At 37.1% G+C, this 23,710-nt stretch carries 27 protein-coding genes and 1 pseudogene; 8 read left to right on the top strand and 20 right to left on the bottom strand.

The genetic code is table 11. The features are described 5' to 3' along the window. Positions 1-60: 60 nt before the first annotated feature. Positions 61-1,647 carry an ABC-F family ATPase gene (locus CWB77_RS06725; RefSeq protein ID WP_082424787.1) on the bottom strand — a complete coding sequence of 529 codons (1,587 nt, stop codon included), beginning with the start codon at positions 1,645-1,647 and terminating at the stop codon, positions 61-63. Positions 1,648-2,259: 612 nt separating this feature from the next. Between CWB77_RS06725 and CWB77_RS06720 the strand changes: the two genes are divergently transcribed. Continuing rightward, positions 2,260-3,468: a porin gene (locus CWB77_RS06720; RefSeq protein WP_010390015.1), complete on the top strand. Its 1,209-nt coding sequence runs from the start codon at positions 2,260-2,262 to the stop codon at positions 3,466-3,468. A 96-nt stretch (positions 3,469-3,564) separates the two neighbouring features. Here the strand turns inward: CWB77_RS06720 and CWB77_RS06715 are convergent, their stop codons facing one another. Beyond that, positions 3,565-3,747, bottom strand: a complete 183-nt coding sequence (locus CWB77_RS06715; RefSeq protein ID WP_138621996.1) for a hypothetical protein — start codon at positions 3,745-3,747, stop codon at positions 3,565-3,567. A gap of 111 nt (positions 3,748-3,858) precedes the next feature. Between CWB77_RS06715 and CWB77_RS06710 the strand changes: the two genes are divergently transcribed. Further along, the gene (locus CWB77_RS06710; protein ID WP_010390018.1) at positions 3,859-4,380 is read left to right on the top strand and encodes a TetR/AcrR family transcriptional regulator; all 522 of its coding nucleotides are present in this window, start codon (positions 3,859-3,861) and stop codon (positions 4,378-4,380) included. 337 nt (positions 4,381-4,717) lie between these two features. Here the strand turns inward: CWB77_RS06710 and CWB77_RS06705 are convergent, their stop codons facing one another. Next, the gene (locus tag CWB77_RS06705) at positions 4,718-5,635 is read right to left on the bottom strand and encodes an alpha/beta hydrolase (RefSeq protein WP_138621994.1); all 918 of its coding nucleotides are present in this window, start codon (positions 5,633-5,635) and stop codon (positions 4,718-4,720) included. Further along, positions 5,632-6,141 (bottom strand): GNAT family N-acetyltransferase, encoded by a 510-nt coding sequence (locus CWB77_RS06700; RefSeq protein ID WP_138621992.1) that lies wholly within the window; start codon positions 6,139-6,141, stop codon positions 5,632-5,634. Before CWB77_RS06700 ends, CWB77_RS06705 begins: the two co-directional genes overlap by 4 nt. Positions 6,142-6,240: 99 nt before the next feature. Here CWB77_RS06700 and CWB77_RS06695 point away from each other — a divergent pair, with 99 nt between their 5' ends. Further along, a complete protein-coding gene (locus CWB77_RS06695; RefSeq protein ID WP_138569662.1) occupies positions 6,241-6,444 on the top strand; it encodes a hypothetical protein in 204 nt (67 codons plus the stop codon). A 1-nt stretch (position 6,445) separates the two neighbouring features. Here the strand turns inward: CWB77_RS06695 and CWB77_RS06690 are convergent, their stop codons facing one another. From CWB77_RS06690 to CWB77_RS06680, 3 genes are all read right to left on the bottom strand, one after another. Next, positions 6,446-6,919, bottom strand: a complete 474-nt coding sequence (locus CWB77_RS06690; protein ID WP_138621990.1) for a GNAT family N-acetyltransferase — start codon at positions 6,917-6,919, stop codon at positions 6,446-6,448. A gap of 17 nt (positions 6,920-6,936) precedes the next feature. Then, on the bottom strand, positions 6,937-7,131 hold the full coding sequence (locus CWB77_RS06685) for a CPXCG motif-containing cysteine-rich protein (protein WP_138621988.1): 195 nt from the start codon (positions 7,129-7,131) through the stop codon (positions 6,937-6,939). Positions 7,132-7,223: 92 nt separating this feature from the next. After that, positions 7,224-7,811 (bottom strand): MepB family protein, encoded by a 588-nt coding sequence (locus tag CWB77_RS06680; RefSeq protein ID WP_138621986.1) that lies wholly within the window; start codon positions 7,809-7,811, stop codon positions 7,224-7,226. 128 nt (positions 7,812-7,939) lie between these two features. On the opposite strand from CWB77_RS06680, the gene msrA reads away from it, so the two are divergent. Then, entirely contained in the window at positions 7,940-8,536 is a 597-nt protein-coding gene (gene msrA / locus CWB77_RS06675; protein WP_138621984.1) for a peptide-methionine (S)-S-oxide reductase MsrA, read from the top strand. A 101-nt stretch (positions 8,537-8,637) separates the two neighbouring features. Here the strand turns inward: msrA and CWB77_RS18405 are convergent, their stop codons facing one another. Next, complete coding sequence (locus tag CWB77_RS18405) at positions 8,638-8,808, bottom strand: hypothetical protein (RefSeq protein WP_010390033.1); 171 nt, start codon at positions 8,806-8,808, stop codon at positions 8,638-8,640. Between the two features lie 31 nt (positions 8,809-8,839). Beyond that, complete coding sequence (locus CWB77_RS06670; protein WP_010390035.1) at positions 8,840-9,079, bottom strand: hypothetical protein; 240 nt, start codon at positions 9,077-9,079, stop codon at positions 8,840-8,842. Between the two features lie 318 nt (positions 9,080-9,397). Here CWB77_RS06670 and CWB77_RS06665 point away from each other — a divergent pair, with 318 nt between their 5' ends. The 3 genes from CWB77_RS06665 (at position 9,398) to bktB (ending at position 13,342) form a co-directional block, all read left to right on the top strand. Further along, on the top strand, positions 9,398-10,279 hold the full coding sequence (locus CWB77_RS06665) for a LysR family transcriptional regulator (protein ID WP_010390037.1): 882 nt from the start codon (positions 9,398-9,400) through the stop codon (positions 10,277-10,279). A 182-nt stretch (positions 10,280-10,461) separates the two neighbouring features. Next, positions 10,462-11,919 carry an aerolysin family beta-barrel pore-forming toxin gene (locus CWB77_RS06660; protein ID WP_138621982.1) on the top strand — a complete coding sequence of 486 codons (1,458 nt, stop codon included), beginning with the start codon at positions 10,462-10,464 and terminating at the stop codon, positions 11,917-11,919. A 229-nt stretch (positions 11,920-12,148) separates the two neighbouring features. After that, positions 12,149-13,342 (top strand): beta-ketothiolase BktB, encoded by a 1,194-nt coding sequence (gene bktB / locus CWB77_RS06655; protein WP_138621980.1) that lies wholly within the window; start codon positions 12,149-12,151, stop codon positions 13,340-13,342. Between the two features lie 87 nt (positions 13,343-13,429). Here bktB and CWB77_RS06650 read toward each other — a convergent pair whose 3' ends face one another. From CWB77_RS06650 to CWB77_RS06600, 10 genes and pseudogenes are all read right to left on the bottom strand, one after another. Continuing rightward, complete coding sequence (locus tag CWB77_RS06650; RefSeq protein ID WP_008113868.1) at positions 13,430-13,804, bottom strand: hypothetical protein; 375 nt, start codon at positions 13,802-13,804, stop codon at positions 13,430-13,432. Between the two features lie 52 nt (positions 13,805-13,856). Next, positions 13,857-14,156 carry a DUF6419 family natural product biosynthesis protein gene (locus tag CWB77_RS06645; RefSeq protein ID WP_008113866.1) on the bottom strand — a complete coding sequence of 100 codons (300 nt, stop codon included), beginning with the start codon at positions 14,154-14,156 and terminating at the stop codon, positions 13,857-13,859. A 122-nt stretch (positions 14,157-14,278) separates the two neighbouring features. Continuing rightward, complete coding sequence (locus CWB77_RS06640) at positions 14,279-14,857, bottom strand: cold shock domain-containing protein (protein ID WP_138621978.1); 579 nt, start codon at positions 14,855-14,857, stop codon at positions 14,279-14,281. Positions 14,858-15,008: 151 nt separating this feature from the next. Further along, entirely contained in the window at positions 15,009-15,965 is a 957-nt protein-coding gene (locus CWB77_RS06635) for a cyclase family protein (protein ID WP_138621976.1), read from the bottom strand. Between the two features lie 330 nt (positions 15,966-16,295). Further along, entirely contained in the window at positions 16,296-18,005 is a 1,710-nt protein-coding gene (locus CWB77_RS06630) for an amidohydrolase (RefSeq protein WP_138621974.1), read from the bottom strand. Between the two features lie 374 nt (positions 18,006-18,379). After that, positions 18,380-18,523: pseudogene (locus CWB77_RS18595) on the bottom strand (transposase); the annotation flags it as partial. A gap of 395 nt (positions 18,524-18,918) precedes the next feature. Then, complete coding sequence (locus CWB77_RS06620) at positions 18,919-19,482, bottom strand: hypothetical protein (protein ID WP_138621972.1); 564 nt, start codon at positions 19,480-19,482, stop codon at positions 18,919-18,921. A gap of 97 nt (positions 19,483-19,579) precedes the next feature. Next, on the bottom strand, positions 19,580-20,074 hold the full coding sequence (locus tag CWB77_RS06615) for a hypothetical protein (protein WP_138621970.1): 495 nt from the start codon (positions 20,072-20,074) through the stop codon (positions 19,580-19,582). 439 nt (positions 20,075-20,513) lie between these two features. After that, the gene (locus CWB77_RS06605; protein WP_138621968.1) at positions 20,514-20,984 is read right to left on the bottom strand and encodes a hypothetical protein; all 471 of its coding nucleotides are present in this window, start codon (positions 20,982-20,984) and stop codon (positions 20,514-20,516) included. 106 nt (positions 20,985-21,090) lie between these two features. Continuing rightward, entirely contained in the window at positions 21,091-21,804 is a 714-nt protein-coding gene (locus CWB77_RS06600; protein ID WP_138621966.1) for a MalM family protein, read from the bottom strand. Between the two features lie 397 nt (positions 21,805-22,201). Between CWB77_RS06600 and gloA the strand changes: the two genes are divergently transcribed. Then, on the top strand, positions 22,202-22,738 hold the full coding sequence (gene gloA, locus CWB77_RS06595; protein WP_138621964.1) for a lactoylglutathione lyase: 537 nt from the start codon (positions 22,202-22,204) through the stop codon (positions 22,736-22,738). A gap of 71 nt (positions 22,739-22,809) precedes the next feature. Here gloA and htpX read toward each other — a convergent pair whose 3' ends face one another. Beyond that, entirely contained in the window at positions 22,810-23,673 is an 864-nt protein-coding gene (gene htpX, locus CWB77_RS06590; RefSeq protein ID WP_138621962.1) for a protease HtpX, read from the bottom strand. Between the last annotated feature and the right edge of the window lie 37 nt (positions 23,674-23,710).

Raw genomic sequence — 23,710 nt, 5'->3', positions numbered from 1 at the left:
GCAGGCAATAAAAAAGCCATGTTAAACATGGCTTTTTTAAAATGCTTGAAATACTTGCTGTTATGCTTCTTTGCTAGCCAAATATTCGCTGTAGGTTCCTCTAAAGTCGATAATTTTACCGTCTTTAATTTCCCAAATACGGGTAGCAACTGATGATACAAACTGACGGTCGTGTGACACAAACATCAAGGTACCTTCATACGCTTCAAGTGCTAAGTTAAGCGCTTCAATTGATTCCATATCCATGTGGTTCGTCGGTTCATCCATTAATAAGATATTTGGTTTATGCATCATGATTTTACCAAACAGCATACGACCTTGTTCACCACCTGAGATAACTTTTACAGATTTTTTAATATCGTTTTGTGAAAACAACATACGACCTAAGAAACTACGAACAACTTGCTCGTCATCACCCTCTTGCTGCCACTGCTCCATCCACTCAAATAAGTTCATGTCTTTTTCAAACTCATCGGCATGATCTTGTGCATAATAGCCAATGTTAGCATTTTCAGACCATTTGAACTCACCGCTTTTAGGTGCTAAGCGTCCTGCTAAGGTGTTTAATAATGTTGTTTTACCCACACCATTTTCACCAATAATGGCAATACGTTCACCTACCTCAACTAAGCCTTCTAAACCTGAGAATAAAGTTTCTTCGAAGCCTTGCGATAAGCTGGTCATTTCAAGCGCGTTACGGAATAACTGTTTTTCTTGTTCAAAACGGATAAATGGCGACTGACGCGACGAGGCTTTCACTTCGTCTAATTGAATTTTATCAATACGTTTTGCACGTGAAGTTGCTTGCTTTGCTTTTGAAGCATTAGCAGAAAAGCGCGATACAAACTGTTGTAGTTCTGCTATTTGGCTTTTCTTTTTGGCGTTTTCACTTAATAAACGCTCGCGAGCTTGGGTTGCTGCAAACATATATTCATCGTAGTTACCCGGGTAAATACGTAATTCACCGTAGTCAATATCGGCCATGTGTGTACATACCGAGTTTAAAAAGTGACGGTCATGCGAGATGATGATCATAGTACAGTCACGTTGATTTAGAACATCTTCCAACCACTTGATTGTGTAAATGTCCAAGTTATTGGTAGGTTCATCAAGCAACATGATATCAGGGTCTGAAAACAACACTTGAGCTAATAGCACACGAAGTTTAAAACCTGGTGCGATTTCAGACATAGGACCGTAATGTTGCTCTGTCGCTATACCAACACCTAATAATAGCTCACCCGCTTTTGACTCAGCAGAATAGCCATCCATTTCAGCAAACTCAGTTTCAAGATCGGCTACTTTCATGCCGTCCTCTTCACTCATTTCAGGTAGGCTATAGATACGGTCACGCTCTTGTTTAATATCCCAAAGCTCTTTGTGACCCATAATTACAGTGTCGATCACTGAGTACTCTTCGTAAGCGAATTGATCTTGATTTAGTTTAGCAACACGTTCATTAGGATCTGTGCTTACATTACCCGATGATGGCTCAAGCTCACCGCTTAGAATTTTCATAAACGTTGATTTACCACAACCATTGGCACCAATTAAACCATAGCGGTTTGATTCACCAAATTTAGCTGAGATATTTTCAAATAACGGTTTAGCACCAAATTGCATGGTGATGTTAGCTGTACTAATAATAGCGCTACCCTCCAAGGGAGACTGAAGTATTTAAATTGCGCGCAGTTTAAACCAAATCAGCGTTTTTTTCTATGAAAGTTTAAAGCACAACCTAAAGTAAACAGTAGTTGTTTATTAGCTATTTCAGGATTAAAACAGCCAAAGAGATGAACGAGTAAATGTGCAAAAAAGCGAAGTGAAATTCACTATTATGCTGTTAACGCGGTAAAAATATGTTTAATAAAAAAACAATCACCGTTACAGAAAAATAAATAATTTAAACGTACTAAATCGCTAATTGGTCGCATTTTACTTTTATTAACATTTAATACGGCTATATTAACGTTTTTTATAGCATTAGAGTTTTAGCTCTACCTATGCCGATAGTAGTAACTATGAAAAAAATTCAATTCTCTCCCTCCTGCATTTAATCCTAATGTCTTATTCCAAAATTAAATAGCGGTTTATACGCTACAAAATAAATACAGCATTAACTTAAAGTGAACAAGCTGCGTTTTTTGTATTAATTATCGTTGATAATTTTTCACTTTTGAGCCTTTTATTGCTTTGCTAGTCTGCACGACTTCGAATTTAGTAATTATAAAAACGTCTTTTTTAGGCAAGGCACACACAATGAAAATAAAATTAGTATCGCTCGCGATTGCAGGTGTTTTAACAACACCGAGTGTTTCAGCAATTGAAGTATTTAAGGATGAAAAAAATACAGTCGCTATTGGCGGCTATATAGATGCGCGAGTAATTAATACTCAAGGTCAAAATGAAGTGGTTAATGGTGCCTCACGAATTAATTTTGATTTTAAACGTCAACTAAAGAACGGCTGGGAAGCAATGGCTTTAGTTGAATGGGGTGTAAACCCTGTTGGCAGTAGCGATATTGTATACAACAACCGTTTTGAATCAATTCAAGATGAATTTTTGTATAATCGTTTAGGTTATGCAGGACTTAAACACGACAAATACGGCCAAATTACTATTGGTAAACAATGGGGTGCGTGGTTTGACGTAGTATATGCAACTAACTACAGCTATGTTTGGGATGGCAATGCCGCAGGTGTATATACCTACAACAAAGACGACGGTGCTGTAAATGGTACGGGACGTGGCGATAAAACATTGCAATACCGTAATAGTTACGGTGATTTTGATTTTAGTGTACAAACTCAGTTAAAAAATAGCGCATTTTATACCTGTGATGTAAGTGATATTACAGAATCACAATGCCAGGCTAATTTTGAGTCAGGCGATACTGCGGCGCAACAAGTTGAATTTAACTATACATTTGGCGGTGCAGTAACTTATAACGTGACTGATAAGCTAAAACTGACTGCCGGTATTAACCGCGGCGAGTTTGAATTAACTTATGGCGACGGAACAACCCGTTCAGTTGACGATTTAATTTACGGTGCCGGTGTTATTTGGGGCAATATTGATGCGCCAGGTTTATATGTAGCTGCTAATATCAATAAAAACGAAAACCACGACACAGATAACATTGGTCGTTTAATTAAAGATGCAATTGGTATTGAAACATTTGTGTCTTATCGTTTTGAAAATGATTTTAGACCATTTATTGCCTACAACTTATTTGATGCAGGTGATGACTACGTAATTCAACCAAACTTTAATGCCGATCCTAACGATGTATTTAAGCGTCAATTTGCTGTTATTGGTGTGCATTACTTAATAGATGAAAACACCCAACTTTATGTAGAAGCGCGTAAAGACTTTGGTGATTTTGAAAGTGATAATAAGCAACAGCAAGCACAAATGGAACAATCGGAAGATGACGGTATTGCTTTTGGTTTTAGATACGTTCTTTAATGGCCTGTTGAGCTTTCAAGCTTAAAATAGCAAAGGTCAACAGACTAAAGCCCTGCAAAATAGCAGGGCTTTTTATTTGTTTTACTGAAGATTTTACTACTTTTTCTTAAATGCTTTTTTTAACGCACGCGTCCCCTCTTTTAGCCCTAAAATAAGCCACAAAAACACAACCCCACCTGGGACTAAAACGGCTTTTAGGATTGGGCCGAGAATAAAAGAATAAAAATAAATAAGTGGAATAAAAAGTACATAACCAATAACACGTTTGATAAACTCCATGTATCACCTTTAGATTAATTGAGCATGCTCATAAATTTAATTGAGCGCGCTCAATTAATCAAGTGCTGATTTAGGCCCAACTTCTAACAAAAATATAAAGCGTTGAATAGTATGAGTAAAAAAGAAAAAACACGGGATAAAGTTTTAGCTTCAGCATGGGAGCTTTTCTTACTACAAGGTTATGACCACACATCGACAAGAGAAATTGCTGTTGCAGCTAATGTGGCAGTTGGTACTGTGTTTAGTCATTTTGAAAATAAAATTGATCTGCTTATGGCAGGTATGCAGCAACAAATTGAAGTTATTATCGAGCAAGCAAAGCAATCAGATACTCAGCGCCCTCCTCGATTGAAATTACGCCACTACGCTCACCCTCTATATTCCTTTTATTGTGAAAACAGTGAATTTAGCAAATTACTAATTAGCGACATCATTTGGCGTGAGGATTTTTTTAAAGCACAAATGGATGAATTTAAAAAACTACTATTTAGTGAACAACCAGAATTTGATGAAATAAAAGCAAGTGTGATGATGGACTGCTATTTTATGACCCTGATCACAGGTTTAAACGACGAGATACCAAATGCAGAAGCCATGCTGAGGCAACTGAGCAACAAAATTGCATTGTTGTAACGTCAATTATAAAAAGCTGGAGTTTAAGTCTGTGTATTACTGAACCATTGATGGAAAACCCGATGTTAGCTGCAATTAAAATGTCTAACTTAGAACATCTAAATAATTACATTGTTGCTTTGTTTAATTTGGTTTTCCTGCTCCTACACAACTCACTTAATAAAACGCGTAGATATAAGTTAAAAAAAACGCCCCAACAATTTCCCCCCTCCCTGATTATATTTTTAAAAAATTCACCTATTGCTAAGACTTGTTTTAAATCAAACAAAGTATGATGTGTTCTTTAGAGTGGGTACTCCACCAGCAGTAAAGCAATAAAAATCAATGCAAACTATATTTAATTGATCACCGTCATTAATTCATCAGAAGGCGTGTTAATTTGCGAGCTCAAGAACGCCGTATAATTTAACAGTGCTTTATCGACACTCAGTGCAGGGTTTTGATTATGTTCAGCATTACTATTAATTGTACTTCCCCACTTAAGCCAGCTGTTTGGATGTTTTGCTAAACTAGTAACTAAATTATTGTATGCACCTAGCATTAAAGAGTGCTCTGCCCCACCGACAGTGATATATAAAAATGTCGGTTGTTTTATACAATTTATATTTGTTTTTAAAAATGCATCAAACCGCTTAGCCACTGTCATATCGTCATACCAAGCGGCTGGGCTAAATGCAAAGTAACCATTGAATAACTTTGGTTTATTATGCAGCGTGTATAAAGTAAAGCTGCCCCCAGCTGAAAATCCGGTCAAAATTCGATTTTCAGTTAATGTGTAGTTGGCCTCTAAATAAGTAAGTAACTCTTGCTCTAGAAAAGCTAAAAACAAATCAGCTTTACCAAAAATTTCAGGCGAACTTTCATGTTTAGGTCGAGGATTTGTATTAACGTCCTTCCTTGCATAAGGTGGCACAAGATCACGATTTCTAGTATCAGTAAAAAACTGATTTGGTATAGCAACTAAAATAGCCTCATTTAATGTACTTTCATGATTTAATGCTTTTAAGGCTTTATCCCAATTAGCTAGATTAAAATTACCATCTGTTTTTATAATAAGTGGATACGCTTTATTTTTGTCAAAACTATCGGGTAACCTTATAAATACTTTTCGTGACTCTTTAAGCACTTTCGAATCTAGGGTTACATCAACAAACTCTGAAACATCATTTTGATAATAGCTAAACCCAGTTATTGCAAGCCCAAATACGCTAGCCGTAAGCAACATATTTAAAATAATCGCTTTTTTAATTCTCATGCGCCATCCATTTTAGTTAATTGCTTATGCCATACACCGTTATTAAGTTGCTGGTTAAATACAAAGCCAAGCTTAGTGAGTAAGTTATAACAGCGTACATTTTTACCATGAATTTCTGCGTATAGATGTTCAATGTTTAAAGAGCGATGTATCTCACTGACAAAACCTTTAAGTACTTCATGCATTAAGCCTTGTTGCCAATAAAAAGGATCAAGCTCAAAGCCCAAATAAGCAGTTTTAGTTTGGTTATTAATGTTATACAAACCACAAGTACCAATTAAGTCGCCAGACATATTATGTTCAATCGCAAGCCGAACACCTTCCCCTTGATAATAACTCGATATATCATCTTGAATTAATTGCTTAACATGCTCTTTATTTAGCGGCGTTTTATAATCGTTAAACTCATAAACGAGGGGATTATTTAAAATTGTTAATAGCGCTGCGCCATGTTTGTGGGTAATTAAACGCAAGGTAACGCGGGGTAATTTTATCGTTTTCAACATGCCTATGCCAAATAAAGTAAACGCGCTTTAAATAGCACTTTATAGAACGTCATTATTAACTTACCATACCGTATTCACAAGCATTAATTAAGATAAACTATGAGCGACAATTTTAAAGTAATACAACCAACTACTACTGTTTACTGCCCAAAACGTGGTGAAGGTTGGACTCTCACCGGCATTACTAATATTGATGAGTTCACATCGGTTATGTTTGATGGCGTACGTTACACCTTACCAGCGAGAGAAATTGTGGAGGAGTTGCTGCCTAACCAATTAGCGCGTGAACAGCAAAATAGCTAACTTAAACGTAATTTATTACTTTAACCATATAAACGCAGTTATCTGGTAATGGGCTTGAATCTTGATTCGTCTCAACTATAAATCCTAGCTTTTTATAAGCCAAAACTGCTGCTAGGTTATTTTCATAAACAAACAATGAGCTATAAGTAACATTTAAGTTTAAGTGCCCATGCTTACATAATTCTTTAATCAGGGTGGCTGCAATTCCCTCCCCCCTGTATATAGGGTTTACTACTAAACGCGCCAAATGGCATTTGTTTTTTCGTTGATAATATTGCCCAAAAGCGAATAATTCGTTTTGTTGTCCAACCAATACAAAAGAAGCCGAGCCACCAAGGTTTAAGTCCTCAATAAAAGTCTTCTCTGTAAATGGGTATCTAAAGTATGGGCCAGCCCATTTAGTTATGTCATGTAGACTGTTAAACCAGCTCATTAGCTCGAGGATATGCGTATTATCAAGTGGTTGTAATGTCATTCGGCTAACTTACTCCTTCAAAACGCCTCATCTTCACTGTATACATTTACATTAAGTTCATCGTTATCTTCAAATACGACAAACGAAATAGGCTTACAACACACTTGGCAGTCTTCTATGTATTGCTCATCAATATCAGCCACATCAATTAATACTTCTATGTATTCGCCACAGTAAGGGCAACTAATTGATTTTTCGGTTAACTGGTTCATATCTTACCTAATATTCGTATGACTGTATGATCTCACTTTAGTAAACAACCCTATATAAAACAATGCTGGTAAAGTGACTTAATAGTTCAAATTTAAACAGCGTTAGCTAAAATTTTGTTTAACTTAGATAAATCAATTAATTTATTTTGATCTTGCTTTAAGAAATAATCGCATTGCCAACGCTGAGTAACTTTAGCAGAATTACTAAATGTGCCAGTCCCTTTTAAGGCTCTGCTTTCGCTCCAAGGTGGAAACACTCTAAAAGCTGTTTTACCCTTAGAGTTTAAAGAACTCACTATGCCTTTTTTTAGTAATACATTTACGGGGAACATGAACAAGCCTCGTTCAATATTTGTAACTTGGTTGTTCGTAGAAGTTAAACCTTCGCTGGTAACCTCTGCGAGTAAATAATCAAACTCATCAATTAACGGAATTGGCTTATTATTTTTACAATCCGCTGGGCGTTTCCATAGTGCTAAAAAAGCGCCAGGTCTGTCGGGTGTAACTTTAGCCTTTCTGTAAATTATGCGTTTTTGGTTTAAAGTAAATGCATAGCCATGGTATTGGGCATTGTGGTCATGAGAAACGAGTTCATCAGCGCTTGGCAGTTTATAGCCTAAAGAAGCAAAACTGGTTTGCAAAAGTGTGGTTAATTCATTACGCGAATTACTGGTTTCCATTTATAGAGTCCATTTTATATAAAGCGAGTTTAAAACAATTTACCTGCTACACAATGAAAGAGTATTTACAGTTAGCGGGTCTACTATAACAAGCATTTACGCACTCACACACTAGGTTGATAATTTTTATGAATAAAACACTCGTATTTGCAGTCACTTCTGCCGTACTTTTGACTAGCTCATTTGCTCATGCTAAAACCGAACAAGCTATTTTAGCAGGAGGCTGTTTTTGGTGTATGGAAAGTGACTTTGAAAAACTCGAAGGTGTAACCGATGTGATCTCAGGTTTTACTGGCGGTGAAATTAAAAATCCTACTTACAATGGTAATCATCGCGGCCATTACGAAGCCGTTCTGGTTACCTACAACACTGACGTATTAAGCTATCAAGATATTTTAAACCATTACTGGGTTAACATTGATCCTTTTGACGCCAAAGGTCAGTTTTGCGATAAAGGCCCAAGCTACCGTAGCGCAATTTTTGTAGCTAATGAGCAACAGCGAAAGCTAGCTCAAAAATCTAAACAAGCCGTTATTAGTGAGTTTACTAAGCAAACAGTGGTAACCCCTATTCTTGATGCGAAAACCTTTTACCCGATAAAGGGCAAAGAAAGTTATCATCAAGATTACTATAAAAATAACCCTATTCGTTATAGTACCTATCGCTGGCGCTGTGGTCGTGATAGCCGCCTAGAAGATATTTGGGGCGATAGAGTTACCCACTAAGTTTATAAAACTAAAAAGGCTGCAAAAAATGCAGCCTTTTCATTTATTCCCTTATCTCGCTAACTAAAAAAATTTATTTTTCAAGACGGTTAAATAGCTTTCTACAATGACGATTTCTTTTTTATAGGAAACATCTTAAACCAAAACGCCATTTCAAAAACAAAGCCCGCAATAATAAAAATAAATAAGCCAGTAGTGCTACCATAAGAATAACAAGCAATAGCGGCAATAATTAATGCAGCTAAAATCAACCATTTTATAAATATATTCATCTCTAGTACCTTAGATTTAAATTAGTAGCTATCAATTATTTCTTGATTCTTTAATAAAGCGATATCTAAATTCAGATAAATAACCGAGTATCATAACCAACATAGTAGAATTTAAATCGCCATTAATAAGTAGCGTCCATATATACTCTTTAGTATTAAAACTGATATATACACACATTATAAAAGCAACAATGCTACAAGCCTTAAACATCCATGAATATTCCCCAAAAAAAGAATCGAATACACTCTTATCTATTGGTTTACCTTCCATAATAACTCTCTGCTTTTTATAGCGTTTTTTATTAAGTTTGTTAATCGTAATACCTAGCTTATTACGTGTCTATTGTATTGTTTGATTAAATGTTACTAATTATTTCTAATGAGTTATTTATTATAAAATTACTAATACTTTCCTTCAGTACTTCCTATCCTAAAACGAGTAACTAAATCATTTAATACAAAGGTAAAATTTTTGTTGCCACAAAAGGGACTAATGGGTACTTTAAATAAATGATTAGTTTTATGAATCTAACCAATAATTAAGTACTAAATACGATTTTATACCTCAAATTTATACAGGAGATTTACCTTGCTTGATATAATCGCGCTTTTTATAAAAGTAAATGATTACAAAACATTTAATGAAGCGTCAGTAAAGTTAAATATTCCTTTACCCACTTTACAAAGAAAAATAAAAAAACTTGAAGAAGACTTATCTTTAGCGTTGTTTTATCGTGAAAAAGGAAGTTTGCGATTAACAGAGCCAGGAAAGAGCTTTTATAGCCATTGCTTAGCTCACGTAGAGGGTTTACAAAGTACGCTGTGCAATTTTAAGAACTCTAGTGAAAATAAAGTGAGTAAAATTAAATTAATAGCACCGCAAAACTTTATAAAGAGTGTGTACTTCTCAGGCGTTATAAATCAATTCACCCTACTTTATCCAAATATTAAGATTCATATGATGCTATCAGATGAACGCCTTGATTTAAAAGCCACCGAGTTTGATTTAGCTATTAGAATCGGAAAATTAGATAGCTCACAAAATATATGTAAAGTCATTAACCAAATGAGCTTTGTTTTAGCTTGCTCATCGAGTTTAATTGAGCAATATGGCATACCAAGTAATTTTGACGATTTAGCTAAACTCCCCCACATATCGTGCTCGCCATTCGAAAATTGGTCTTTTAAAGCAAATAAAAATGAAAAAGTAATTTTTAAACCTCAACCCAACTTTATTTCCAACGATATAGAAATGTGTGCCTTAGCTGCCATTGAAGGAAGAGGTGTTTATTATGGTCCAAAATATTGTTTATTACCGCATATAAAAGACGAAAGCTTGGTTGAAGTATTAACGCAATTCAAACCTATTAAACGAGATGTAAACCTGATATGGCCTGATAAATTAATCCCAAAAAGCACACGCTATCTAATCGATTTTTTAGAGTACTCTCTCAAGGGGGTAAAAATGTAGCTACAATAGCACTATAGTCTTAATGAATTTTTGTAATATTTAAGCAACTAATATTTTTGAAAAACCAACTTTCATTTAACACTCTATAAAAATATAGCGAGTTCTTTAGAATCAAAATCGGTCCAAAATTAGATTATTTAATTAGGGCCTAATTAAAATATGATTTTAAAGGATGTAACTTAATGAAAAAAATAATACCTCTATTGCTGTTGTCACACACAAGTTTTGTAAGTGCAAATACAACTGCAATTTATCCAGATCAACTTAAAAATGAAAGCTTAGGTGCTGGAGTTTGCTCAGCTGATAATAGACTAATTACAAAGGCTGAAGCGCAAACCTACAGAAACGAACTTACTAACAAAATGGGTAAGTGGCAAATAACGGGATTAGCTGATGGCTGGGTTATTATGGGCTCTGGCTACGCAGGTGAAATAAAACAAGGGTCTGCTGTAAATTCTTGGTGCTACCCTAACGATCCTATTAATGAGATCCCTAAATTAAGCCCCGTAAAAGTAGCGCCTGGCAGTCAAAGCCAAATTGAATGGGACTTAGTAAATCAAAAAGAGGATTTTATAAAACCCCTATCATATCTTGCTCACACAATGGGTTTTGCGTGGGTTGGTGGAAATCGCTCAAGCTATGTGGGTGATGACATGGAGGTATCTAAAGCAGGCTCTGGATGGAAAATACAAGGTTATAATGGGGGCAGCTGTGATGGTTATCGATGTGATGAAAAGTCAGCTATTATCGTATCTAACTTTGAATATGTGATGGATAACGAATCATATAAAATAACAGGTGATATTGTTGCTGCCGACAAAGAACTAATTAAAACGTTAACAGTCCCTGCAGTGAATGACACGTCAGCAGCTCAAATGTCAGTCGTTACCATTGAATACGATGCAGCTACTAATTGGTCTAAAACAAATGACTACAGTATTTCTGAGTCTGTTACATTATCCAATACATGGAAATCCCCTTCAGTTACTGGCGGATCAGACACTTCGTTATCGGTTACTATAGCAGCAGAGCAAGCATGGGGAACAAGTAACGGCGGCTCAGAAGCTGAACGTGTTGTTGTACAGGCAAGAACCAATGTACCAGCATTCACAAAGCTTAATGCTAAGGTCGATTTGTTTAAATCATCAATATCGTATCCTTATTCATTCGATGCTGATATTACTTACGATCTATCAATAAATGGCTTTATGCGTTGGGGAGGCAATGCTTTATTAAGCCATCCTGAAAACAGACCTAATGACACTGCTAATTTTGTAATAGGCCGTTGGGCAGGTCAAGAAAATAGCATTGAGTATCAATGGGAACACCGCTATATACCAGGTGAGAATAAAAAATGGGATTGGCCTTGGATGATACAACAAACAAGCTTATCAACAATGCAATACTATTTAAGTCATGTTTTAAGACCTAAAAAAACAACCCTAACAGGCCACTTTTATGCACAAAGCCAATTTGCTGGTAGCGTTTATTTTGGTGATGAAACCCCACTTGTCACTAACCAAAGAAGTAAGCGAAGTGTTTCAGCTAGTGATTACTCAAGTGCAGAAAAGTTAAAAAAAGAGTTTGAAGATGCTGGTTTTAAAAATGTAGTTGTTAATATTGAAATGATTGATTTATAAATCCCCGTGGGCTCTCATAAGGAGAGCCCTATTTTATAAATTTACACAAAAATATAATTATCACACGCCTATTTCACTTCCACTTTATTAGAAAACACATACAGCTCAACCCAACCTCGCCATTAGTTTATTTAAAAGTTATGCTTTGATGTTAGTAGAAGTATTGATCTCCTTTGCCTATTTAACATATTTCAGCAAAAGTGATTATAAAAATAATAAGAGAACAGCAATGACACAAAATACAAACAACAGCGTAGTAATACTCAGTGCGGTTCGTACCGCAATTGGTGGCTTTGGTGGCAGCCTTAGAGATTTTAGCCCCGCTGAGCTTGGCACACTGTGCGCAAAAGAAGCCCTAACTCGGTCTAAGCTTACCCCTGACCAAGTTGGTTCATGTGTGGTAGGCAAAGTTATTCATAACGGCCCAAAAGACGCTTACCTATCAAGGGTCATTGGACTAGATGCTGGGTTACCTATAAGCAGCCACGCTGTAACGCTTAATCGCTTATGTGGCTCTGGCCTTGAAGCCATTATACAAGCGGCACAACAAATTCAATTAGGTGATGTAGATGCAGCCCTTGCTGGCGGAGCAGAAAGCATGAGTAGCTCTGCCTATACCCTCGAAAGTAATCGCTGGGGGCAAAAAATGGGTAATAGCACTATGGTTGATGAGCTCACCACGACCTTACAAGACCCATGGGATAATAACCCGATGGGAATAACTGCTGAAAACATTGCAGAAAAATATTCAATTAGCCGTCAGCAGCAAGATGAGTACGCAGCAAAAAGCCATCATAAAGCTGCAAAAGCCATTGCTGCAGGTCATTTTAAACAGCAGATTGTGCCAATAGAAATCAAGTCGCGAAAAGGGACGCACATTTTTGACACCGACGAACATGTTCGCGCCGATACCACAGCCGATAAACTTGCATCTTTAAAGCCCTACTTTAAAAAAGATGGCACCGTTACCGCAGCAAGCTCATCAGGTATAAACGATGGTGCAGCCATGTTGGTACTTATGTCAGAGCAAAAAGCAAATGACCAAGGCTTAAAACCGCTCGCTCGTTTAGTGGGTTATGCCAGAGCAGGCGTTGATCCTACTTTAATGGGTATCGGCCCTATTCCTGCAGTACAACAGGTATTTGAAAAAACCGGCTTAACCATCGACGATATGGATGTGATTGAGTCTAACGAGGCCTTTGCAGTACAAGCACTGTGCGTTGCTAACGAGTTAAATTTCCCTGCCCATAAGGTAAACCCGAATGGTGGTGCAATTGCCTTAGGCCACCCTGTTGGCGCAACGGGCGCCATACTAACCACCAAATGCTTGTACGAACTAAAACGAATTAATGGCAAATATGGGCTAGTCACAATGTGTATTGGCGGCGGCCAGGGCATTGCAGCTATATTTGAAGCGTTTTAATGAGTAAAGCTAAATCATTTTTGTAGTAATAAAGTTGATAATTAAATTGGCTAGTCATATAACTAGCCAATTCAATATTTACACTAATTAACTAAAAACGCCAAATAAGTTAAGTACAACGAGTAAAGCGCCAAATAGACCCGAAAGTGTTAATAACCAATAAAAGATACATCCAAGAAATCTATCGAATTTGGTTGTATTTTCAAATAACAACGAAGAGTGCGCATACATAAAAGAAAACTTACTTTTTTCAATTTTAAGTAACCAACGCCTTGGCAAGGAGAATGCTTGAGCAACATTTATAATATCCCAACCACTAATAACCTCTAGACCGAGTATATCTTTTGTTTTAGGGTTTTTTCTTAATTTACGTACGGTCATTTGGCCAAAAACCACATAAAGGATCCCAGAAATAATAGATGACATAATTAATATAGCGACCCAAATTTCTCTATCACTCATAATTTATTAACCTGCTCCATAATATAATCATATATCCCTTCGGCATCTTCTTTTACAATTTCGTTAACTTTCTTACGCCTAATAAAACACCACCAAATGAAATTAAAAATAATATTGGTAAAAACAGTAATGTTTGGGTGTTGTCTAGATTTATACCTGGGCTGCCAATAACCGCCAGCGTATTAATTAACAGCAGTATTAAGCTTGATTGCAGATAGCCCTTGTAACCTATAGCCCCTGCGAACAACAGCATAATAAATGAACCTGAAACTGCAGGCGTAAAAGGCGCCGCGGCGAGTAACATACAAACAAACGAAAATATAACAGCACATCCAATTATTACTTTAAACATAACAACCTCCTTGATAAATGGCTTTAAATCCACCAGCTATTTATAACTGTATTACTAAAAATCGTATTCCCCCTAAGGGCCCAAAACTAATTTTTAGTTTATTAATAACCTCAATATAAAAACTACCTATTCCCAAACTGCCGTTCACAGGGCTCTCCGTCTTTATCACCGTCCATTTTAGTATTTGGGCAATGTTGAATAAAAAATAATGCCTCTGCATACGAGGTCATTTGGCTACAATGTTGGCGGCCATCACAGCGAAATGTTGGTGGTGTTTTATTAAGTGAGCTTGAACTCGCGGGCATAAATGACTCTAAGTTAGCATTAGTTACGACTGGTGTTTGCTTGGTATTTAAAAAACCGGTTTTATACACACTAAAACCAATACTAAAAATAATACCAAGTGTTATAAGTTTCATTAAAGGTGAGTTCTTACCTGAGGTTTTACTTATTCTAACCGGCCTTGATGAAGCTTTTATGTGTGGTTGTGCTAGTACGCCCTCAATACGGCAATTTACAGCTTTAGTTTTACCGTTAGGCTCAGTCGCAACCTCAAAATAGATAATGTCACCCACTTTAGGTTTACGACTCATATGTTTGAGCGACGATATGTGTATAAAGGTATCGTGTTGCAGTGTGCTTGATTTAATAAAGCCAAAGCCTTTATCGTCATTCCACGATTTTAATATTCCTTTGTTCATCCTTGAGTCGTCCATATAAGTATTGTTAATTTTACAGCCAGTACTTTTATCATGATAAAGAAAAATACTCTTTGTGTATGTTTCTTATTTCAAAAAACGATACCACTGTATATAAAAACAGTAACCACTATTAACCTTACTCTTTATTCAACTATAAGTTACTTGTAAGTGCAAATACGCGTAATGCCGAGCCAGTGCCACCACGTATTTTAAGCGGCGGCACAATGGCAATAAACTCATAGACTTTTTCTTTTGCTAGCTCCTCAAGGAACAAGTTTTCTATTATGTAAATACCGTTATCTGCTAATAACATCATATGTACCGGAAAAACCTGAAAAGAGGGTTCTGTAGCAATAGGTGGGCGTTTTTCAAAAGTAAGGGTGTCATTACCCACAACACTTGCACCAGCCTTTATTAAAAACTGTGCACCACTTACACCAACGCCTGCAGCATGTTCTGCAATATATTGCTGTGGGTTATTAGCAAAATATTGCCCCCACCCCGTTCTAATAAACACAGTATCGCCTTTTTTAATTTTTACACCTTGCGATTTTGCTGTTCTTTTTAAATGTGACGCTGTTATGTCAAAATCTGCAGCCAATGGGGTATCGTCACCGTTAATAAAGCGAGCCACATCAAGTAATACCGTTCGGTTACTCAATAAGTTTACAGGATAATGATCAATTCCTAAGTCACTCCCTACACCACTGCGTCCTATTCCTCTGCGATCATTGGTCGCTTGCGCCGCATCTACTCCACCATACAGCAAACCATCTCGACCAATATGACCTAACGCATCAATAGTTGGACCTCCATGGTGACCACTCCATTGCATTATTTCTGAGGTGAATGAGAGCTGATTGTTATCACCAAATGTACCACGTGTATCTGCATGGGTTGCATTAAGTGCCATTGAGTATTTTGGGTTAACGGACGCTATTGGGGAATTTTCATCCCAATTATGAGACAGGTCATAGGTTTTGGCATGACTGACAAGAGTAATAAACTCTTCAGTTTGCTTAGATTTACTTAATTCTTTGCTATTGGTCGCTAAGCTCGAACAACTAATTAAAAAAAACATAAACGACATCAACATTGCCAGTTTCATCGTATCTCCTTATTTGTATATGTTTAACGCGCTATCCAAAAAAATAGCGACTAAAATAAGCCGCTACATGCATTCTCACAATAAATTAGTACATTTTTTCATTTTCAACCCTTAAATTTGATTGTTATTCGCTTAACCGAGTATTTAAAAATTAGCATATGAATTCAAATCAAACAAAAAAGGGACAAGTTTTTACAAGAATTAACCGTTAGAAGTTTTATAAATATTCATTAAATCTCAAACTTCACTTGCATCTCAAGGCTGAGGTTTAATACGACGGCGACTAAAGCCGTCGTATAGTTAAGCGTTAAAATTGTTTCATGTTGAATATCAATTTGAATATACAACATGACCTTCTTTAATGCTTTGCACTATTTTTATATCCTTAATAGTAAGTGGTTCCACTTTTAAAGGGTTGTTACTTAAAATGACGAAATCCGCGAGTTTTCCCTCAGCTAGCGTACCTTTACTTGTTTCTTCAAAATATTGAATAGCAGCCCATTGCGTTAATGTTTTTAACCCTTCATAAGGCGTTAAACGTTGATCCGGTCCCAATACTTTACCCGAACGCGTAATACGATTAACCGTTGCATCGAGCACTCGCATTGAATTTGGAAATGTCACAGGGGCATCATGGTGAGAAGTAACCGTTAAACCAGCCTCAACTACATCTCGTGATGGCGAAATATAATCTGCCCTTGGGTGCCCCAAAACAGACTCCACATGCCAATCGCCCCAGTAAAAAGTGTGCATAGGAAACAACGATGGGAGGATCCCTAAATCTACTAAATCCGGGATTTGATCTTTACGTAAAGTCTGGCCGTGAATCATCACGCTACGGTGATCATCATACCCATAACTTTTTTTAGCCACTTTAATAGCTTTAATATATTGGTCAATCGCTGCATCACCATTGGTGTGAGCAATAATCTGCCATTTGTTTTTAAACGCCGTGTTTATATGTTTAATGGCCATCTCATCACTCATGATAGGATAACCTTTATAGTCCAGCGGTTTACCCTCCGGTGGCGTATGATAATGTGATGATAACCAAGCCGTTTTTCCTTGTGGTGAACCATCTAAAGTTAATTTAACACCCCCTATTCGGTATCGATTAACATAACTGCGATCTGAGTTATAAAATTCGGGCTTAACAGCTGACTTATTCCAGACGATGTCAGGGTATGAAACAACATCAATGAATAGCGATTTATCACGAGCTGCTCTTTCTAATGCCGAAGTCGCATCCGCTGTGGTGCGGCCATCTTGAGCAGTTAAATATCCATTTTTAGCATACTCCAGCTGAGCAAGCTCAATGGACCTCTGTTGTACTTCAGCATCAGATTTAGTAGCAACAATAGGCAGTAATAGATTAAAAAAAGCCGCTTCTTCAAGCACGCCATTAGGACTATTATCGGCCAAACGTCTAATTACACCGCCTTTGGGGTCTTTGGTATCCTTTGTGTAGCCACCCACTTCTAGAGCTTTAGAATTGACACTTGCTAGATGACCCGATTGATGCATTATAAGCACTGGGTATTTAGACGAAATTTTATCTAGAACATCTTTAGTTGGATGTTGTTTTTCGCTAAGCTGCGAATCGTCATACCCATTAGCTAACACCCAACCAAATTTTCCGATAATGAATTTCCCTTCAGCAGACTCCATCCACTTTTTGGTTGTTGTCACTAAACTATTAAAATTTGCACCGGGGCCATCGGGAGGAGGTAATAAATTTGCCAATTGCGCAATTAAACCCGTATTGTACATATGGCTATGGGCATCCAAAAAACCGGGTAAAAGTGTTTTCCCTTGAAGGTCTTTGTTTTGTAGATTGTCAAACTTTTCTCTGGCCTTCGCTAAGCTGCCAAGGTAAACAATCCGCCCTTCTGACTCAACTAAAGCTTCCTCATAATGCGGCTTTTCTCCTTCCATAGTGAGAATATCTCCGCCGTAATAAAGAACCGGATCAGCTGCTAGCGCGCTTGTTCCAAAACAAAATAATACTGATGGTAATAAAAAACGTAATCGCTTTGTCATTTTATCTTCCCTGTAAATATAGCTGTATTAAATTTAGCACATGATGTTTTAAACAAAAACATAAAGTGACACCCATAATTAATATATTGAAATTGTGTCACATAATTTACTAATCAGCTCTGGACGAGCTTCACATGACTAAATAAAAAAGAAAACAAACTAGGCATCCATTTTAATTTTGAAAGACACCCTTCTAATTTTGCAAGAAAAACTGTTTTTCTAGATTTATTTTTTTGGGCTTATAGTTAATATTTTACGACTGCGTTACTTCATTTCATCCAGTAAATAAGCAATTATTACTCTTAAATTTAAATTCCAGGCATAAAAATAGCTGCATGATGCAGTTTCAACTTTTCTACTGAGTAATTTAAAGTTTATGCTAATAGCTTCTCACAATTACTCGTATTGGCTCGTCGTTTTCGATTCAAATTTTCACAATAACTTGCTTGTGATGTTGGCCTGCCAACTGCGCCGTGAAATACGCGTGTAAATTGTGTGGTGAGTTTTAACCAGGATTGTCTTCCAAAAGATTCAATTATACCTGTTGTATTACTTTTAAATGTATCGAGGCTCGCTTCTGTACCAATAATGTCGCGTTTAATAACATTTTCAAAAATGCTGTATTTAAATGCGTCTAATGAATTAATTCCAAATTAGGAAACATATGAATATCGTTCGAGTCTAATTTTCTTTTCAGAGCCTACCTCCTTGAGAAATTTATTCCAACTGAAGGTCTTTCCTACACCCCACTCACCTTTAATAGCCATTACCTCAGGGTCTTATGAGGATAGAAATTGAAAGATTTGATCTTTAATAACTTCTACGGTCATTCTTATTCCTTGGCGATTGCATAACGCCGCCTTATGCGGTGAGTAGCAGTTGGCTAGAATGTGAAGCGGAACCGAGCCGACTGTTACGAATCCGACTTAGAGGCCTTGTTAGTGCTTTTTTTAATTTCATCAACTATATCATAACCCCATAATCCGGCTCTTAGTTTTATCTTTAACTGGTCACCAACTTTATAGGGATTAATTGTAGCCGTACCTAAACTATAACTGGTTTCCGATATTCCATCTGATATTCGAACATATTCAAAAAGATCGTAACGGACACGCTGTTGACCAACTCCGGTTACTCTGAATTCTTTGTGGGTTACCTCATTAGATGAAAATTTATGATTCGTTACAGCAATAAACCCCATGCTGCCCATTGTAGTAAGTACCACGATCGCTGGGATGTTTAAGATCTTATGATGGAATGGTGTTGAATCTGACTTGTATTCGATAATAAAATTAGCCAATTTATCATGCCTCCACTTTTGATATAGTCGAAGCAATGGAGCCACTAGCAAGCCTATACCTACCGCTACATAAGTTAAAACACCATCATCAAGGACATCACTAAATACCAAAAAACTTAGTTGGATAATAGCAGCGCTATAAGTTCCAATAAAAGCTAATGAAAAAAGATGATTCATCGTACCTCTTGAGCACTAACGCCGCCTTAAGCGGTGAGTGGTAGTTGGCTAATATATGAAGCGAAGCGGAATCGAGCCAACTGTTACGAATCCAACTTTAAGGCTTTGTTAACTGGACTATTTTGAGAATCTTATTCTTTCGTCCATCTAGTACATAATCGATTGAAACACACTGGCCGTTTTTTATGAAATTATCTTTATGTAGCTTTCCATGAAAATAAGGGCCCACATCATAATTGCTAAAAGTAAATTCAACATCATCAATGCTGAATGACTCAATTAAGGTGCCATGTTTAGGCGTTTGTTTTTCATAGTTGCTAATACAACCTTGAACTTGCTTAAACTTTTTATTTTCAATGATATTACTTACTCCAACTTTATCAGAGTAATTAAATATTTCACCTAAAGTAGCCAACAGGCATATACCCACAAAACCTCTAACTAAGTTTACTCTTTTTATTTTTGTTATATCAGCGGCTACTTGAGATATAGCAGGAAACTTAAGGACCAAAAACAGTAATACAAAAGAAGGGATTAGCCCTAAGAAATGGTCAATACTTGTATTTATTGTTGGTTCAAAATATACACTCAATTGTCACGAGTCCAGTTAACGCCGCCAGCAGCGGCCGAGTGAAACGAGGTCCAGCCCATGCGTGTTTTTGCATGGGCGACGAGGCTGACTGGCCTTGTTAAATGCTTTCATTCCCAGCCTAGCTCGCTATATGTTTTTTTATCTTCTTCAGGGTAATCACTTTTGTACTCACCCCAATTCATGTATTCGTATTGCTTCAAAGTGTGATGATGCCTCACAAGTCCAAGCAAACTTAGCGTTTGGCTCTAAGAGTTTCCTCGCGCCTTCACCCTTCTCGCCAGACATACAAAAAGTCTGCTCACCTTCACTTTCAATCCAGAATTCATGCTTCATAGTTTTTGACATTTAACGCCTTAGTAAACGGCGCAAAACAGTAGGCTAAAATAAGCGACGAAGGAGCGCAAGCCTACTGTTTTGCGTCCACGGTTTAATTAATTTGTTATATTGCAAATGCACCAATCATAATTAAAGCGACGATTGCAAAAGCTATAAGAAAGTATTTGCCTAGCCCTTGAACCAATTTCATTTCTTGTTGGTAATTTACCTTTGCCTTACTTACTTCACTTTCGTTCTTTTCAAAACAATATGGGCACTCTTCAAAGTCTTCCGACACAGGCAAACTACATTTAATACATTGTCTGGGAGCTCTAGTGCGAAGGCTCAGCTCCCCGAGCATAAAGCTAACTTCGTTTAATTCAGTAACTCCCGAATACCCAACATCTTTACTTAACCTTTGCCTAGATGTATTTAATTGAACTGCTTTATATTCATTATCCAGCTTTATTTTTTCGGTATTACTCAGCAATAGCTCTTGTGGTAGCTCAAAATTACAAAATTCACAATGCGATAATCTTCGATTAAAAATAGTCTTATCGCAATTTGGGCATTTATACTTCATATTTGATTGCAATTTAACGCCCCTATTAAACGGCACAGACTTGCTGGCTATACTTGCGGGGAACGAGCCCCAGCCAGCGAGTATGGGTCCGGTTGAATGGTTTGTTAGCTCTCTCCACCTAAAACTGATAAAAAATACTGTTATTAATCGGTTTGTTCCAATTACTTAGTTTTTGAAGCACTAATATTCCTGATGGAGAAACCAAAGTTGGAAAGCTAAAAGAGGTCGCATTTTGACTATATGAGATCGGCTGTCCATTAATAAATGTGGTTTCTATATTTGTACTTTCCCTTGGGGATATTTGAAATTTGCTACCTAACTCTTCTTGTTGATGTATTACTACGTATGCGACGCCTGAGTTTTTACTATTATCGATGCTGAAATACAGCCAAAAGTGTGAATCGTCCCAAACAAGACTTTGATGTTGATACTGTATAAAACTCGGGTGCGTACTACCCAAAACATTAAATGATTTATCTAAAACAGACACTTTTGGGATGAAAGCGAACTTATGATCAACGTAAAACGACCTAATGCCATAATAAAGTTTCTCACTACTTTCTGCCACACTGAACAGCATGTAGTTGGTTTCTTCACCATCGAGTGAAATTAAGTCTTCATTTTCTTCCATCGTAAATATTAACTCATCATCAAATTCAGTAACGATTAATTCGCTCATGGATTTGCAACATTTTTTAGCTTTGTATGTCGCCATCCGTTCAGAAAAGCTTTTTTCTGCATTTTCGACTTTAGGTAAATGACGGCTTGAAGCGCACCCTGAAAGCCAGATGGCTATTGAAATTAGTGCTACATATTTAAGTTTTTTTGGCATTTTATTTCCATTCAGAACTCATTATTAAAACAAAAGAGCTAACAACTTTGTCTACGACATTTGTCGTTTTATAAACCGACAAATGTCCATATATTACATTGCATTTATCTTAGCCCTCAAATAAATACCTGTAAACAACTAGTTAACTTCAGCTAATACTTAATAAATGTAGAAATACCCCAAAATAGTGGAGATCAGTAATATTGGACAAAACACCATTACTGTATAAATAAACAGCGCTTCTAAATGTGCCATTTTCCGCTTAAAAACATCCAACTAACTGGCTGTAAATTTAGCTCGGTGGTTTTAATTTTTGCAGCTATTTATTATGATGAGCGTACACCCTGTCTTTTTAAATCCATTAAGGTTTTTTCAGTCATTTTATTAAGGATATCTCATGTCTAGCTATAACGAATCTCCAGAGCAAATTGCACAGGCCACTGAGGGCTATGTGATGCAGCAAACTATGTTGCGTATTAAAGATCCAAAACCGTCGCTGGCATTTTATGAAAACGTATTGGGTATGAAGCTGTTAGGTAAGTATGACTTTCCTGGTATGGAGTTTACCTTGTACTTTTTAGGCTACGAGCAAGATATGCCTAAAGGCGATGATAAAGAAAAAACTCAATGGGTGTTTCGCCGCCCTGCACTGATTGAACTTACCCATAATTGGGGTACTGAAAACGACGACAGCTTTAGCGGTTATCACAGTGGTAATGAAGAACCAAAAGGCTTTGGCCATATTGGTATTAGCGTACCGGATGTATACGCTGCCTGCGAACGCTTTGCTAAATACAATGTGGAGTTTGTAAAACAGCCAGATGGCGGCTCAATGAAAGGCCTCGCCTTTATTAAAGACCCTGACGGTTACTGGATTGAAATACTCTCGCCAGAGGGCATTACAGACATTATTCAATCACAATTAAACAATTAAACAATTAAACATAAAAAAGCCTGAAAATGCAGGCTTTTTGTTTACAAGTACTGTGAAAAACTTTAATTTTTTTAACGACGTAGTGCGTCTATACGTGCATCAAGCGGTGGGTGAGATGAAAACAACTCAGCCATGCCTTTACCACTGGCAATACCAAAGGCCATCATTGAGCCTTCTAATTGCGATGGGTGGTTTTGCTTTAATCGCTCAAGGGCTGAACGCATTTTGTCTGCGCCTACTAACTGAGCTGCACCGTTGTCGGCTGCATATTCACGCTTGCGGCTGTAATGAGCAACTACCACACTGGCTAGTACACCAAATAATACTTGGAATAACATATCGAATAAGAAGTAAGTCCAGCTGCTGCCGCCCTCTTCTTCATCGCTATTTATAAAATTATCTACAATGCCCGCCAGCACTTTTGCGGCAAAAATAACAAAGGTATTAACCACGCCTTGAATAAGTGTTAGCGTTACCATGTCGCCATTAGCCACGTGCGATACTTCGTGCGCAAGCACTGCCTCGGCTTGATCTTGGGTCATGTTGTGTAATAAACCCGTACTTACCGCCACCAGCGAGTTATTTTTACTCGGGCCGGTTGCAAACGCGTTCATTTCTGGGCTGTCGTAAATAGCCACTTCAGGCATATTAATACCGGCTTTTTTAGCTTGCGTAGCAACGGTATTCATTAACCACTGCTCGGTTTCGTTACTTGGTTTAGTAATAACCTGTGCACCGGTTGATTTTTTCGCCATCCATTTCGACATATACAAAGAAATAAACGACCCACCAAAACCAAATACAGCAGCTATTAATAAAATACCACCCAGGCTACGATGGCTTAAGCCCAGCGCACTCATTATGATTGAAAGCACAACACCTAATACCAACATAACCGCGAGGTTAGTTAATAAAAACAAAAATACACGTTTCATACATGGTCTCCAAAAATAACATTTATTGCTGAGCGAT

The sequence above is a fragment of the Pseudoalteromonas sp. S1610 genome (genome assembly GCF_005887465.1).
Lineage (GTDB): Bacteria > Pseudomonadota > Gammaproteobacteria > Enterobacterales > Alteromonadaceae > Pseudoalteromonas > Pseudoalteromonas undina.
The sequence above is the reverse complement of the archived record's forward strand: the minus strand, read 5'-3'. Positions and strand labels throughout refer to the sequence as shown.